Annotated in this window: 10 protein-coding genes; 1 reads left to right on the top strand and 9 read right to left on the bottom strand. The window is 72.7% G+C overall.

What is annotated here, in order from left to right:
- Window positions 1-42: 42 nt before the first annotated feature.
- From K7I03_RS25310 to K7I03_RS25280, 7 genes are all read right to left on the bottom strand, one after another.
- Entirely contained in the window at window positions 43-3006 is a 2964-nt protein-coding gene (locus K7I03_RS25310) for a M14 family metallopeptidase (RefSeq protein WP_185943718.1), read from the bottom strand.
- A 373-nt stretch (window positions 3007-3379) separates the two neighbouring features.
- Complete coding sequence (gene whiA / locus K7I03_RS25305; protein WP_004948030.1) at window positions 3380-4399, bottom strand: DNA-binding protein WhiA; 1020 nt, start codon at window positions 4397-4399, stop codon at window positions 3380-3382.
- Window positions 4390-5439, bottom strand: a complete 1050-nt coding sequence (locus tag K7I03_RS25300) for a gluconeogenesis factor YvcK family protein (RefSeq protein ID WP_185943717.1) — start codon at window positions 5437-5439, stop codon at window positions 4390-4392. Before K7I03_RS25300 ends, whiA begins: the two co-directional genes overlap by 10 nt.
- On the bottom strand, window positions 5436-6368 hold the full coding sequence (gene rapZ / locus K7I03_RS25295) for an RNase adapter RapZ (RefSeq protein ID WP_185943716.1): 933 nt from the start codon (window positions 6366-6368) through the stop codon (window positions 5436-5438). Before rapZ ends, K7I03_RS25300 begins: the two co-directional genes overlap by 4 nt.
- Before the next feature lie 163 nt (window positions 6369-6531).
- Window positions 6532-8520, bottom strand: coding sequence for an excinuclease ABC subunit UvrC (uvrC, locus tag K7I03_RS25290; protein WP_185943715.1), 1989 nt, complete (start codon window positions 8518-8520; stop codon window positions 6532-6534).
- A gap of 122 nt (window positions 8521-8642) precedes the next feature.
- Entirely contained in the window at window positions 8643-9494 is an 852-nt protein-coding gene (locus K7I03_RS25285; RefSeq protein WP_185943714.1) for a hypothetical protein, read from the bottom strand.
- 4 nt (window positions 9495-9498) lie between these two features.
- Window positions 9499-10035, bottom strand: a complete 537-nt coding sequence (locus K7I03_RS25280; RefSeq protein WP_221903179.1) for a papain-like cysteine protease family protein — start codon at window positions 10033-10035, stop codon at window positions 9499-9501.
- Window positions 10036-10398: 363 nt separating this feature from the next.
- Between K7I03_RS25280 and K7I03_RS25275 the strand changes: the two genes are divergently transcribed.
- Window positions 10399-11322, top strand: coding sequence for a hypothetical protein (locus tag K7I03_RS25275; RefSeq protein ID WP_185943713.1), 924 nt, complete (start codon window positions 10399-10401; stop codon window positions 11320-11322).
- Between the two features lie 133 nt (window positions 11323-11455).
- Here the strand turns inward: K7I03_RS25275 and K7I03_RS25270 are convergent, their stop codons facing one another.
- Both K7I03_RS25270 and uvrA read right to left on the bottom strand, forming a co-directional pair.
- Window positions 11456-11893: a QcrA and Rieske domain-containing protein gene (locus K7I03_RS25270; protein ID WP_185943712.1), complete on the bottom strand. Its 438-nt coding sequence runs from the start codon at window positions 11891-11893 to the stop codon at window positions 11456-11458.
- A gap of 360 nt (window positions 11894-12253) precedes the next feature.
- Window positions 12254-15301, bottom strand: coding sequence for an excinuclease ABC subunit UvrA (gene uvrA / locus K7I03_RS25265; RefSeq protein ID WP_185943711.1), 3048 nt, complete (start codon window positions 15299-15301; stop codon window positions 12254-12256).
- Window positions 15302-15426: the final 125 nt, after the last annotated feature.

Here is a 15426-nt window from a genome sequence, read left to right as displayed (position 1 = left end):
CCGCTACCACAAGGGGCTGCCTCCCGTGGGGGCGCCCCCCGGTCAGCCGTGCACGGCGCGTAGTGCGGCGCGCAGCAGGGTCACGCGCTGTTTACCGTCCCGCACGTGCTCCAGGCCGAAGCCCAGCAGCGCGGTGTCGGGGGTGACGACGGCGGCGGAGGAGTGGGCGAGTGCCCGGGAGGCCGCCCAGTCGCCGATGTTCCGGGCGCTCCCGGCCGGTGCCCCGGGAGCCTTCCAGGTGCCCAGTGATCCGCTCTCGAAACCCTCGGACGCCCGGTCGGCGCCGGTGACGGCGGCCTCGTCGACGAGCGCGCCCCGGCGGCCGGTGCCGGAGTCGGTGACGTAGGAGACGGCCAGCTCGACCTTTTTGCCCGCGTAGGAGCTCAGGTCGAAGGAGGCGGCGTGCCAGCCCTGAGTGGAGCCGGTGAAGCGGTGCCATACGCCGCTGGTGCCGCGGGCGGCGCAGTCGTCGCCGGCGACGGTGAGGTAGTGCTTGAGGAAGGGGTGGAGCGCGACCAGCGCGGAGCAGCCCTGGGGGACCTCGTCCGCCGTACCGCCGTTCGTGTCGCGCAGGGTGGTCCAGTCGTCCCGGCCGACGGTGTGCGCCTCGACGATCACCTGGTCGTACTCGGGCTCGGTGTCGACGCTGAGGCGGAAGCCGAGCGCCGGCTTGGCGGAGGCGCGGACGCCGGTCAGGTCGACGGTACGGGCGAGCCGCATCCAGGCCCGGTCCTTGTGCGCGGCGTTGGCCATCCAGTCGCCGCCCCAGGGCTCGTACGCGCCCCGGACGCCAGGGTAGTCACCGGCCGGCGCGCTGCGGAACTGCGGGAAGGCGCGGGAGCGCAGCGCGTCGGAGGTGACGACGTAGGTGCCGGCGGCGTCGAGCGGGTTCCCGGGCGCGTCGGCGAGGTCGGCGCGGACGCCGGCCAGGGGTCCGGTGCCGGCGAAGCGCTTGGGGTGCTGTGCCGGGGTACGGGTGTAGGCGCCCAGGTAGTACTGGGAGAAGTCGTCGGTGTCGGCCCGGCCGACGCGGGACTCGCCGCCGGCCCGCTCCCCCATCGTGATGAGTTTGCCGCCCTCGTTGATGTGGTCGCGGACGGCGAGCAGGGTGCCGCCGCTCGGCTTGTTGTCGCCCGTGTACCAGAGGACCGTCCTGAAGTGGGAGAGGACGCCGAGCGGGTCGGGGGTGCCGTCCCGGGCGACGTCCCAGATCAGGCCCTTGCGGCCGGCCTTGGACAGGGCCTCGGTGTATGTCACGGCGTGCCGGGCGGGGGCGGTGCCGCCCTCGTCGGCGATGACCAGGGTGTCGGCCTCGGGGCGGTGCCAGACGGTGTAGGTGAAGGGCTTGCTGCGGGTGGCCTTCCCTTCGGCCGTGCGCCCGGTGAACCAGACCTCCACCCTGGCTCCCTCGCGGGCGCCCGGGACCGTGCCCCGGTACTCGTCGAAGCGGACGTTGTCGTGCCCGCCGTAGCGCTTGCCGCCCTTCCAGGGCTTGATCACCGCGGTGTGCGTCTTCCCGCCGTCGACGCGGTAGTTGAGCTTCTTGTCGCGCACGCTCTTGCGGGCGGTGACGGCGACGGTCTGCCCGGTGCCGCGCGCGAAGGAGGCGCCGAACGCGTGCGGGGTGAAGTCCGGGGCGCTCAGACCGGTGACGGAGACCGGGCGGTCGCCGCGGGCGGCGGTCTCGGCGACGGAGAGGGCGAAGGGCAGGTTCTTGGCGAACTCCGCCTGGATCAGCTTCTTGTCGTCGGGGAACGCGAATTCGGACGGGCAGTCGGCCGGGTCCCAGCGGCCGGAGGTGTCCGCGCGCGAGGCGGTGCGGCACGTCGACATCTCCGGGGTGAACATCAACGTCCCGTTGACGTTGGCCGCGTGGCCGTCCGCCTCGCCGTTGGTGGTGTACAGCTCGGAGGAGAGCTGTGGCCGGTAGCCGGGGATCGCGGACTTCTCCGGGGTCCCGGCCAGGGACTTGAGGAGGACGTCGTCGGGCGTGGGCGTGGCGACCTGCCAGCCGACGCCGTAGAGCAGCATCTCCCCGGCCGAGTGGTAGTTGACGGCGTAGGAGAAGCGGACGCGCTTCTCGAACGCGTCCAGCGCCCGGGTCTCCGGTTCGGAGGCGGGGGCGGGGCCGCGGTAGGTCTCGGAGTCGGGGTCGGGGGACGAGCCCTCGTTGTCGTAGCCCCATTTGTAGGGGAAGTTGCGGTTGAGGTCGACGCCGTCGCCCGCGGTGATCTTCCCGTCGCCGTTGTTGTCGCGGAGGTTCTTCCGCCAGAAGCGGGTCTCGGGGCTCTTGAAGGTGTGGTCGTAGCCGTCGGGGTTGGCGGAGAGCACGAACCACAGTTCGGTGCGGTCCACGAGCCGGGTGATCCGCGGGTCCTTGCCGTAGCGGTCGAGGTAGTGGTGCATCAGCCGCCGGGTGGTCTCCGGGGTGATCCACTCCCGGGCGTGCTGGTTGGACATGTAGAGCACGGCGGGCTTGGAGCCGTCCTTGCTCCGGGCCGCGTCCTTGCTGAGCTTGAGCGCGAGGATGTCCTGTCCGCGGACGGTCTTGCCGATGCTCACCACCTTGGTCAGCCCCGGGTGGGCCCGGCCGGTGTCGATCACCTCGCGCTGGAGGCCCTTGGGGCCGCTGTACGGGCGGAAGACGCCGTCGCCCCCGGGCTTGAGGCGCTCACGGGCGCGGGGTGACAGCTGTTTCTCGGTGAGCTTCACGCCCTGTCCGCGCAGTCCGTCGGCCTGCGCGCGGGTGAGGTAGAGCTCGACCGGGACGGCCCGGTCCCCGGTGGGCCGGCCCAGCTCGTGCCCGTCGACGCCCGCCTTGAGCAGCAGCGGCACCTGGGCCTGGGTGACCTCGCCGGTCCATACGGTCGGTGCCTCGGAGGTGTCGGCGGCGCCGGTGTCCGGTCGTGCGGGTGCGAAGGGTGTGGCGTGTGCGAAGGGTGCCGCGGTGACTCCGCCGAGGAGCAGCGTTGCCGCCACGAGGGTCGCTCGTGTCCTGCGTCTCATGAACCCCCCTTGCCGTTGTCTGTCCCGTCCATGCCGGACGACAGGCTTCCGAGGGCCCATGAGCATGTCAATAGGGCCTGGGAGGGGATGGGGGTGTCCTGCCCGGCGGGGCGGCCGCCCCGCCGGGGCTCCCGCGGTGAAGTCGGCCGGAACCGACCGGAGCGGCCGGATCGAAGGGGCCGCGGCGCGACCAGTGGGGCCGATCGTGCCAAGGCGCGCCGGGCCGGCCGCGCGGACCCGGGTGGCGGAGCGGGAGGCCTCCGCGGGGTCCGCGAGAGCGGCCGGGCCGCCGGGCGGCGGCCGGATCCGTCGGGCCGGCCGGTGCTGTCGGCATCGTCCCTGGGCCGCCCGCCAGGCATCCTCACGGCCGGTGTCAGCCGGCCATGCCCTTGACCATGCCGTCCACCAGATCCTCCGGCAGATCGGCCAGTTCGGTCAGGTTGGACTCGGTGCCGGGGATGCCGAGGTCCTGGGCGCGCTTGTCGGCCATCGCGAGCAGCCGGCGGATCCGGCCGGCCACGGCGTCCTTGGTGAGCGGCGGGTCGGCGAGGGCGCCCAGCTCCTCCAGGGACGCCTGCTTGTGCTCCATGCGCAGCCGGCCGGCGGCGGCGAGGTGCTCGGGGACCTCCTCGCCGAGGATCTCCAGGGCCCGCTGGACCCGGGCCCCGGCGGCGACGGCGGCCCGGGCGGAGCGGCGCAGGTTGGCGTCGTCGAAGTTGGCCAGCCGGTTGGCGGTGGCCCGCACCTCGCGGCGCATCCGGCGCTCCTCCCAGGCGAGCACCGACTCATGGGCGCCGAGCCGGGTGAGCAGCGCGCCGATGGCGTCACCGTCGCGGACGACCACCCGGTCGACGTTGCGCACCTCGCGGGCCTTGGCCGCGATCTGGAGCCGGCGGGCGGCGCCGACCAGGGCGAGCGCCGCCTCCGGGCCGGGGCAGGTGACCTCCAGGGAGGAGGAGCGGCCGGGCTCGGTCAGCGAGCCGTGGGCCAGGAAGGCGCCGCGCCAGGCGGCCTCCGCGTCGCAGGTGGCGCCGGAGACGACCTGCGGGGGCAGGCCGCGGATCGGCCGGCCGCGGCCGTCGACCAGGCCGGTCTGGCGGGCCAGCTGGTCACCGCCCGCCACCACCCGCACCACGTACCTGCTGCCGCGGCGCAGTCCGCCGGGGGCCATGACGACCAGGTCGGAGGCGTGGCCGAAGATCTCCAGGATGTCCTTGCGCAGCCGCCGGGCCGCGATGCCCGTGTCCAGCTCCGCCTCGATCACGATGCGCCCGCTGACCAGGTGCAGGCCGCCGGCGAAGCGGAGGATCGCCGAGACCTCCGCCTTCCGGCAGCAGGTCCGGGTGACGGGGAGCCGGGAGATCTCGTCCTTCACCGCTGCCGTCATCGCCATGGGCCGATCCTTCCATGCATCCGAAAAATACGGTCGTACGCGGCGGCCAGCAGTTCCGGATCGTGCGTAGCGGAACTCCCCTGGGCGGCGACCGGCGCCAGCTCGACCGTGCCGCCGAGCCGCTTGGCGGCGTCCCGGAGGCTGTCCCGGTCGGGCACGGCGGCCTCGTCGGCCAGCACCACGTCCAGGGCGAGTTTAGGGGCGTGTCGGGCCAAAACCTCCAAATGACGCTGCGGGGAGAAGCCCTCGGTTTCGCCGGGCTGGGGGGCGAGGTTCAGCGAGAGCACCCGGCGGGCCTTGGTCTCCTGCAGGGCGGTCAGCAGCTCGGGGACCAGCAGATGCGGGATCACCGAGGAGAACCAGGAGCCCGGGCCGAGCACCACCCAGTCGGCGTCCAGCACCGCCTCCACGGCCTCGGGCACGGCGGGCGGGTCCTCCGGAACCACGTGCACGGAGTGCACCTCGCCCGGGGTGAGGGCCACGGTGGCCTGGCCGCGGACCGTGGTGACGGCGTCCGGCTCGCGGGGGTCGTGGCCGCGGACCAGCGCCTGGAGCTCCAGCGGGACGGCGGACATGGGCAGCACCCGGCCGTGCGCGCCGAGCAGCTTGCCGACCAGGTCGAGGGCCTGGACGTGGTCGCCGAGCTGCTCCCAGAGGGCGACGATCAGCAGGTTGCCGACGGCGTGGCCGTGCAGGTCGCCCTCGCTGGCGAAGCGGTGCTGGACGACGCGCGACCAGGTGCGCCCCCAGTCGTCGTCGCCGCACAGCGCGGCGAGGGCCTTGCGCAGGTCGCCCGGGGGCAGCACGCCGAGCTCGTCGCGCAGCCGGCCGCTGGAGCCGCCGTCGTCGGCGACGGTGACCACGGCCGTCAGGTCGCCGGTGATCCGGCGCAGCGCGGCGAGCGAGGCGGACAGCCCGCGGCCGCCGCCGAGGGCGACGACCTTGGGCTGGGTGCGGCGCTGGAGGCGCCGCTCGGCGCCGCGCGGACCGCCGGGGACGACCCGGCGGGCGCGGCGCATCCGGAAACCGCGGCCGGTCACTCGCGCCCCATGTCCCGGTGAACGACGACGGTCTCGACACCCTCCGAGACGAGGCGGTGGGCGAGCTTCTCGGACATGGCCACCGAGCGGTGCTTGCCGCCCGTGCAGCCCACGGCGATCGTCACGTACCGCTTGCCCTCGCGGCGGTAGCCGGCCGCGATGAGCTGGAGCAGCTCGGTGTAGCGGTCGAGGAACTCCTTGGCACCGGGCTGGTTGAAGACGTAGCCCGAGACCTCCTCGTTGAGGCCGGTGAAGGGGCGCAGCTCGGGGACCCAGTGCGGGTTGGGCAGGAAGCGGCAGTCCACCACCAGGTCGGCGTCGACGGGCAGGCCGTACTTGTAGCCGAAGGACATGACGGTGGCGCGGAGCTCGGGCTCCTCTTCGCCGGCGAACTGGGCGTCCATCTTGGCGCGCAGCTCGTGGACGTTGAGGCTGGAGGTGTCGATGACCAGGTCGGCGTCGCCGCGCAGCTCGCGGAGCAGGTCGCGCTCGGCGGCGATGCCGTCGACGATGCGGCCGGAGCCCTGGAGGGGATGCGGACGGCGGACCGACTCGAAGCGGCGGACCAGGGCGTCGTCGGACGCCTCCAGGAAGATCACCCGGCGCTTGACCTTCTTGGCGGCGAGGTCCGCGAGGGACTCGCGAAGGTTGTCGAAGAACCGCCGGCCGCGGACGTCGACGACCACGGCGATCCGCGCCACGTTGCCCTGGGAGCGGGCGCCGAGGTCGACCATGGTGGGGATGAGGGCGGGCGGCAGGTTGTCGACGACGAACCAGCCGAGGTCCTCCAGGCACTTGGCGGCGGTGCTGCGGCCCGCCCCCGACATGCCCGAGATGATGACCAGCTCGGGGATGCCCGCCGCCTCGCCGGTCGTGTCCGCCGTCGTGCCCGTACTCACCTTTGCTCCGTCCCGATCGTGTGCGTTCATGCCGTGCTGCATGTGGTGTCCCCCGTTCTGCCGGCGGGGCCGTGGTCGCGACCCCGTCCGTCCGGCTCTCCCTGTGCTCTTTCCCTGATCCTCGCGGGGTGCGGCGCCCGGGCCGGGGTCACGCGCCCGCCGGCCGCTCCCGCGCTCCTCGCCGTCGTCTCCATCATCCCTCGGACTCGTCCAGGATCTCGCCCGTCGCCATATTGACGGCCGGGGCGGGCGGGGCGCTTTCGGCCAGGGCGGCGGCGACGGCCAGCGCGGTCTTCCGGCCGACGCCGGGCACCTCGCAGATCTGCTCGACCGTGGCCGCGCGCAGCTTCTTCACCGAGCCGAAGTGCTTGAGCAGCGCCTGCTTGCGGCTGCCGCCCAGGCCGGCGACGGCGTCCAGCGGGGACGCCTTCATCGTCTTGGCGCGCTTGCCGCGCTGGTAGGCGATGGCGAAGCGGTGCGCCTCGTCGCGGACGCGCTGGAGCAGGTAGAGGCCCTCGCTGGTGCGCGGCAAGACGACCGGATCCTCCTCGTCCGGCAGCCAGACCTCCTCCAGGCGCTTGGCGAGGCCGCAGACGGCGACGTCGGCGATGCCCAGCTCGTCCAGGGCCCGGCGGGCGGCCTGCACCTGGGGCCGGCCGCCGTCGACCACGACGAGCTGCGGCGGGTAGGCGAAGCGCTTGGGGCGGCCGTTGTCGTCGCGGGGGCCGGCGGTGTCCTCCTCCGGACCGTCGGCTTCCTCTACGGTCCACTCCCCCGTCTTCTGGCTCTCCCGCAGATAGCGGCGGAAACGGCGGGAGACGACCTCGTGCATGGACCGGACGTCGTCCTGCCCCTCGAAGCCCTTGATCTGGAAGCGGCGGTACTCGCTCTTCCGCGCGAGGCCGTCCTCGAAGACGACCATGGACGCCACCACGTCCTGCCCCTGGAGGTGGGAGATGTCGAAGCACTCGACGCGCAGCGGCGCCGAGTCCAGCCCCAGGGCCTCGGCGATCTCCTCCAGGGCGCGGGAGCGGGTGGTCAGGTCGGAGGCGCGCTTGGTCTTGTGCAGGACCAGCGCCTGCTGGGCGTTCCGCTGGACCGTCGCCATCAGGTCCTTCTTGTCGCCGCGCTGCGGGATGCGCAGGTCGACGCGGGAGCCGCGGCGGGCGGTCAGCCACTCGGCGACCGGCTCGACGGGGTCCGGCAGGGCGGGGACGAGGACCTCCTTGGGCACCGCGTCGCCCTGCTCCTCGCCGTAGAGCTGCTGGAGCGCGTGCTCGACCAGGCCCGCGGTGTCCACCGCCTCGACCTTGTCGGTCACCCAGCCGCGCTGGCCGCGCACCCGGCCGCCGCGGACGTGGAAGATCTGCACGGCCGCCTCCAGCTCGTCCTCGGCCACGGCGATCAGGTCGGCGTCGGTGGCGTCGGCGAGGACGACGGCGTTCTTCTCCATGGCGCGCCGCAGCGCCCCTATGTCGTCGCGGAGCCGGGCGGCCTTCTCGTACTCCATCTCCTCGGCCGCCTCCTGCATGTGCCGCTCCAGCCGGCGGAGGTAGGCGCCGGTGCGGCCGGCCATGAAGTCGCAGAACTCGTCGGCCAGTTCGCGGTGCTCCTCGGGGGTGACGCGGCCGACGCAGGGGGCGGAGCACTTGCCGATGTAGCCGAGCAGGCAGGGGCGGCCGATCTGGGCGGAGCGCTTGAACACCCCGGCGGAGCAGGTGCGGACGGGGAAGACGCGGAGCATCAGGTCGACGGTCTCGCGGATCGCCCAGGCGTGCGCGTAGGGCCCGAAGTAGCGCACGCCCTTCTTCTTGGCGCCGCGCATGACCTGCACGCGCGGGAACTCCTCGTTCAGGGTGACGGCCAGGTAGGGATAGCTCTTGTCGTCCCGGTACTTCACGTTGAAGCGCGGGTCGTACTCCTTGATCCAGGAGTACTCGAGCTGCAGCGCCTCGACCTCGGTGCCCACGACGGTCCACTCGACGGAGGCGGCGGTGGTGACCATCGTGCGGGTGCGCGGGTGCAGACCGGCGAGGTCCTGGAAGTACGAGGAGAGCCGCTGGCGCAGGCTCTTCGCCTTCCCGACGTAGATCACCCGGCCGTGCTCGTCACGGAACCGGTACACCCCGGGCGAGTCGGGGATCTGTCCCGGCTTGGGTCGGTAGCTGCTGGGGTCGGCCATGTCTCACACCCTACTTGCGGGCACTGACAAGCCGGTCTCGCGGCAGCCGGAAGGCAGTGCTCCGGCCCCGGCGCGTGGAGGGCGCCGGGGCCGGAGCGTGTGGGGGGGTGACCGGCGTCGCGTCAGCGGCGCCGGAGCCTGCGGACGGCGACGGTGCCGAGGCCGAGGGCCAGGGCGGCGCCGCCGGCCGAGGCGGCCAGGGTGGTGGTGCCGACAGAGTCGGAAGCGGAACCGACGGGCTCGGCGGCGAGCGGCGCCGAGGCGTCGGCCGGCCGTGCCTGGGCCTCGGTCCCGTAGCCGCCCGCCAGGCCCTTCTTCGCGTAGGCCGAACCGGGCAGCTTGTCGCCGTACGCCTTGTGGACGCGGTCCCGGTAGGCGTCCACGGTGGTGCCGCGGGCGCCGACGGCCCGGACGGCCTCGGTGTTCAGGGGCAGGACCCGGTCGGCGCGCTGCACGTACCAGGCGTTGACCTGGGGCTCGCGGAAGACCGTGCCGCCGCTGAGCTTCTTCGCCCCCTCGGCCGCGTAGCGCGTCTCGTCGTCGCCGGTGGCGATGTTGACGACCTTCCAGTCGGTGCCGCCACCGGCCGTCCAGACGGACGCCTTCTGCCCGTCGGCCGAGACGGCCTTGCTGGCGAGGAACTCCAGCGTGGCGACGGGTGCGTTCCGCTTCCCGGCCACGAAGTCGGGCGAGAGGGCGTAGACGGGCACGGCCGCGCCCTCGATCCGCGGTTTGGCGTCCCCCTTGGCGAGGGCGCCGTCCCGGGCGAAGAACCGGGACAGGGTGTCCAGCGTCGTGGAGGACGCCGCCGCGTCGTGGGCCGCCGCCAGACCGGCGGCGGGCGGGGCGGGGACCGCGGGCGGCGGTGCGGCGTGGGCGAGCGGGGCGAGGGCGAGCACGCCGGCGGTCAGGGCACCGGCGGCCGCGACACGGGCGTACGTCCGGCCGGAGCGGTGGGTTTCACGCGTGGTCATGACCTCACCCGCCGATCCGGTAGAGCGAATGCGTCCAGGCGAACTGGTTGTTGTTGACGTACCAGCTGTGCGATGCCCAGTTGTAGCGGTTACTGCTCGGCCACGGGTCGCCCCAGTAGACCATGCTGTTGGAGTCGTCGTAGCCGTAGACGACGTGCATGTGACCGCCGCCGGACTTCCAGCCGATGCGTGTCTCGATGGGCCGGTTGGCGTTGATCTCGCTCTGCACGGTCGGGTAGCGCAGCCAGCCGTCCACGTACGAGCCGCTCTTGATGCCGGCCCAGCGCAGGGCGTTCTGGACGTTGCCCAGGTTGGCCTGGTTGTTGGGGCAGTCGGTGCCCTGCTGCCGGTTGAAGGCGGCGTTGCAGAACTGGTTCTGGCTGTACTTGCGGCCGAACCAGGTGGCGATGGTGTTGCCGGAGGCGGCCCAGCACCAGTTGTCCTTCTGCTGGGCCTGCATGGAGATGTTGAGCCGGTTGGCGCCGCGCAGCTCGTGGCCGGTGGGGGCGGCCGTGGCGGTGGCGGCGGGCAGCGCGATCAGCGCGGCGGCGGTGAGGGCGGCGACGGAGAGCCGTCTGCCGCGCGGGCGGGGGGGTGGGGGTGTTCCCGGGTATGCCGGGTATGTCGGGTCTTTCGAGCTGTGCCGAGGCACGGGACATGGACGTTCCTCCCGTGGTGGGGTGGTTCGGTGGAGGAGCGCGTCCGGACGCTGGTGAGGAGCATCGGATGTTGTCGGGTGTCGGTCAACCGGCTTGAATGCGATAGGGAACACCCAAGTGAACGGATCACGACGGTTGTGAACGCCCTGTGCCCGTCAGGAGGAAGGCTGTCCTCCACGCGGCCGTGACCCCGGTCACCCCGAGTGAATATTCACAGGAGGCAGCGAGCGATGGTACGGACCAGCATGCGAGACGCCGAGGCCGAGTTGGCCCAGGCGCTCCGCACCGGGCCCTTCCACCTGGCCCTGCGCACCGCGTTGACGGCGCGCGGCCTGGCCCTGCACCGGGTGCAGCGCCGGCTCGCCCAACGCGGCGTCACCGTCGGTGTCACCAGCCTCAGTTACTGGCAGCAGGGGGCCCGAAGACCGCGGCGCCCCGAGTCGCTGCGCGCGGTGCGGCTGCTGGAGGAGATCCTGGACCTGCCCGCGCAGGCCCTGACCCGCTTACTGGAACCGGTGGCCCGGCCGGCGTCGGAGCGCCCCGCCGCCCGCTCGCTGCGTGCCCTCATGGACGAGGCCCGCGCGGTGGAACGGCTCCTCGCCGAGCTGGAGACCCCCGCCGACGGCGGGCTGCACACGGTCTGCCACCTGGAGCACGTCCGCATCGGGGCGCGCCGCGAACTCCGCGGCCGCGAGTCCCACCACGTCGTCCGGGCGCACCGGGACGGCGTCGACCGCTATGTCGCCATCCACTACGGGGACCCCGGCTGCGACCCTGCCCGGATCGGCGTACGCGCCACCGAGAACTGCCGCGTGGGGCGCGTCCGGTGGCATGCGGGGGCCGGCGTCCTGGTCGCGGAGCTGCTGTTCGACGCCCGGCTGCGGTGCGGAGAAACGTATCTGCTGGGCTATGCGTTCGACGACGGGACGGGCGGCCAGAGCAGCGAGTACGTCCGCGGCTTCAGCTTCGCCGGCGGCCAGTACGTCCTCCAGGTCCGCTTCGACGCCACCGCGCTGCCCGTCCGCTGCCGCCGCTTCAGCCAGGCCACGGCGAGCGCGCCGCGCGGCGGCCAGGAGGAACTGACGCTGGCGGGACGGCACCCAGGGGTGCACATGGTGGAACAGGCGGTACGGCCGGGGATCGTGGGGATCGGGTGGGACTGGTCGTGAACGGGGGCCGACGGCCTGGGGGCGGATCGTGAGACCGTCGCGGGAGCGGACGGGTCTCGACGCGCGCTGTGAGCGGCCGGGGGCCGTCGTGCGGCGTGGGCCCGTCGTGGATCCGGCCGCAGGGCCGGCCCGGTCAGCTCTTCGGGCCCGCCACCAGCCGGTCGCCGGCCACCCGTACCGGCACCTCGGGCAGCGGGACGGAGGCCGGGCCCCGCAGCACCTTGCCGGTGTTCGCGTCGAACTCGCTGCCGTGGCAGCCGCAGAGCACCTTCCCGTCCTCGATCTTCGAGACGACGCAGCCCGCGTGGGTGCAGACTGCACTGAACGCCCGGTACTCGTCCTTCTTCGGCCGGGTGACCAGCACCCGCTCCTCCCGGTACAGACGCGCCCCGCCGACCGGGACGTCGCCCGCCGCGCCCAGCTCGACGGGGGCGGTGGGCGTCGACGAGGGCCTGCCGCCCTCCGTGCCGCCGCAGGCGGTGACGCCCAGCCCGGCCGCGCCCGCGAGCGCGGCCCCCCGCAGGACGGTACGGCGAGAGGCGCAGCAGGGCGCCGGCTGCGGGCTGGTCATGGAGGCTCCACGGGGGTACGCCGACGGGCGGTGCCGCCGGGGCTGCTGTGACGATCGGTCCCGACGATACCGGCACTGTCCGGGCGTCCCCGCGCGGTCCCGTGCGAGCGCGGCGCCCGTACGGCACCGCACGTGCCGAGCCCACACCCGGCAGAACCGCCCCGCCGCTGCCGCGCGACCGCGGAAGACCCCGGATACGCGTCCGGAAGACCCCGGATACGCGTCCGGAAGACCCCGGATACGCGTCCGGAAGACCCCGGATACGCGTCCGGAAGACCCCGGATACGCGTCCGGAAGACCCCGGATACGCGTCCGGTCCCGTCCCCCGAAGGGGTCCGGGACCGGACGTCGGCTCCGCTCTCAGGCCCGGCGCCCAGCCGCCTTCTTGGCCGCCGCCTTGGCCGGCGCCTTCTTGGCCGCGGTCTTCTTCGCCGCCGCCGACTTGCCCGCCGCGGACTTCCCCGCGGCCGACCTGCCGGCCGCCGCCTTCGCGGCGGTCTTCTTCGCGGGCGCCCGCCGCCCCGCGGTGCCCCGCTTCGGGGCGTCCTCCGGGTCCGGGTCGGCCACCCGCTCGCCGAGCATCTCCCGCAGGAACCGGCCGGTGTGGCTGTCCTCGACGGCCGCGACCTCCTCCGGCGTGCCCTCGGCGATGACCATGCCGCCGTTCTTGCCGCCTTCCGGGCCCATGTCGACGATCCAGTCGGCCGTCTTGATCACATCGAGGTTGTGCTCGATGACGATCACACTGTTGCCCTTGTCGACCAGACCCGACAGCACCGAGATCAGCTTGTTGATGTCCTCGAAGTGCAGACCGGTGGTCGGCTCGTCGAGGACGTACACCGTGCGGCCCGTCGAGCGCTTCTGCAACTCGCTCGCGAGCTTGACGCGCTGTGCCTCGCCGCCGGACAGCGTCGGGGCCGGCTGCCCGAGGCGCACGTATCCGAGGCCGACCTCGTGGAGGGTCCGCAGGTGGCGCGCGATCGTCGGAACCGCCTCGAAGAAGCCGAGCGCCTCCTCGATCGGCATGTCCAGCACCTCGGCGATGGACTTGCCCTTGTAGTGCACCTCCAGGGTCTCGCGGTTGTACCGCGCACCGTGGCAGACCTCGCACGGCACGTAGACGTCCGGCAGGAAGTTCATCTCGATCTTGATGGTGCCGTCGCCGGAGCAGTTCTCGCAGCGGCCGCCCTTGACGTTGAAGGAGAAGCGGCCGGGCAGGTAGCCGCGGACCTTCGCCTCCATCGTCTCCGCGAAGAGCTTGCGGATGTTGTCGAACACCCCGGTGTACGTGGCCGGGTTGGAGCGCGGCGTCCGGCCGATCGGCGACTGGTCGACGTGGACGACCTTGTCGACCAGGTCGTCGCCGTCCACCCGGGTGTGCCGGCCGGGGACCGTGCGGGCGCCGTGCAGCTCGCGGGCCAGGTGCGTGTACAGGATGTCGTTGACCAGCGTCGACTTGCCGGAACCCGAGACACCGGTGACGGCCGTGAGCACCCCGAGCGGGAACGACACGTCGATGTCGCGCAGGTTGTTCTCCCGGGCGCCGCGCACGGTCAGCGCGCGCTTCTTGTCGATCGGACGCCGCCCCTCCGGGGTGGCGATGGCCCGCCGACCGGAGAGGTACTGCCCGGTCATCGACGCCTCGTTGGCCAGCAGCTCGGCCAGCGGGCCGCTGTGCACGACCTTGCCGCCGTGCTCGCCGGCGCCCGGGCCGATGTCCACGACCCAGTCGGCGACCTTGATGGTGTCCTCGTCGTGCTCGACGACGATCAGGGTGTTGCCCATGTCCCGCAGGCGCACCAGCGTCTCGATGAGCCGGTGGTTGTCGCGCTGGTGCAGACCGATGGACGGCTCGTCCAGCACGTAGAGCACGCCGACCAGGCCGGAGCCGATCTGCGTGGCGAGCCGGATGCGCTGCGCCTCGCCGCCGGAGAGGGTGCCCGCCGCGCGGTTGAGCGAGAGGTAGTCCAGGCCGACGTCGACGAGGAAGCGGAGCCGCTCGTTGACCTCCTTGAGGACGCGCTCGGCGATCTTCTTCTCGCGGCCGGTGAGCGTCATGTCCCGCAGGAAGTCGGCGCATTCGCTGATGGACATCGCGGAGACCTCCGCGATGGACCGGTCCTGGATGGTGACCGCCAGCACGACCGGCTTGAGGCGGGTGCCCTCACAGGTCGGGCACGGCACCTCGCGCATATAGCCCTCGAAGCGCTCGCGGCTGGAGTCGCTCTCCGCCTCGGAGTGCCGCCGCTTGACGAACGGGATGACGCCCTCGAACGAGGTGGTGTACGCGCGCTCGCGGCCGTACCGGTTGCGGTAGCGCACCTCGACCTGGGTGCGGTGGCCGTTCAGCAGGGCCTTCTTGGCGCGCTGCGGCAGCCCCGCCCAGGGGATGTCGGTGCGGAAGCCCAGCTCGTCGGCGAGGGCGGAGACCAGGCGGTGGAAATAGTCCTTGCTCTGGCCGTGCGCCCAGGGGCTGATCGCTCCCTCGTCCAGGCTCTTGTCCTCGTCCGGGACGATCAGCTCCGGGTCGACCTCCATGCGGGTGCCGATGCCGGTGCAGTCCGGGCAGGCGCCGAAGGGCGAGTTGAAGGAGAAGGAGCGCGGCTCCATCTCCTCGAAGGAGAGGTCGTCGTACGGGCAGTAGAGGTGCTCGGAGTACATCCGCTCACGCTCGGGGTCGTCCTCGGGGAGGTCGACGAAGTCCAGGATGACCATGCCGCCGGACAGGCCCAGCGCGGTCTCGACCGAGTCGGTCAGCCGGCGCTTGGCGCTGCTCTTGACGGTGAGGCGGTCGACGACCACCTCGATGGTGTGCTTCTCCTGCTTCTTCAGCTTGGGCGGCTCGGTGAGCTGGATCGTCTGGCCGTCCACCCGGGCGCGGCTGTAGCCCTTGGTCTGGAGGTCGGAGAAGAGGTCGACGTACTCGCCCTTGCGCTCGCGCACCAGCGGCGACAGGACCTGGAAGCGGCTGCCCTCGGGCAGCTCCAGCACCCGGTCGACGATGGCCTGCGGCGACTGCCGGGAGATCGGCCGCCGGCACTCGGGGCAGTGCGGCTTGCCGATCCGGGCGAACAGCAGACGGAGGTAGTCGTAAACCTCGGTGATCGTGCCGACCGTGGAGCGCGGGTTGCGCGAGGTCGACTTCTGGTCGATGGACACGGCCGGGGACAGGCCCTCGATGAAGTCCACGTCGGGCTTGTCCATCTGGCCCAGGAACTGCCGTGCGTACGAGGAGAGCGACTCGACGTAACGGCGCTGCCCCTCGGCGAAGATCGTGTCGAAGGCGAGGGACGACTTGCCCGACCCGGAAAGACCCGTGAAGACGATGAGGGAGTCACGGGGGAGGTCGAGCGAGACGTTCTTGAGGTTGTGCTCGCGCGCGCCACGGACGATGAGACGGTCTGCCACGCCGGTCGGCACCTTTCTTGAGAAGACGAGGGGGTGCGCCGGCCCCGCCGCCACGCGACGCCGGCCCGTGAATGCGGGCCCGTCGCGGCGGCAGGGGTCAGTGCGGAGCGATGCTCCCGACCCAG

The organism is Streptomyces mobaraensis, from assembly GCF_020099395.1.
Classification (GTDB): Bacteria; Actinomycetota; Actinomycetes; order Streptomycetales; family Streptomycetaceae; genus Streptomyces.
Note: the sequence above shows the minus strand (reverse complement) of the source record. Positions and strands in the feature narration are given on the sequence as shown.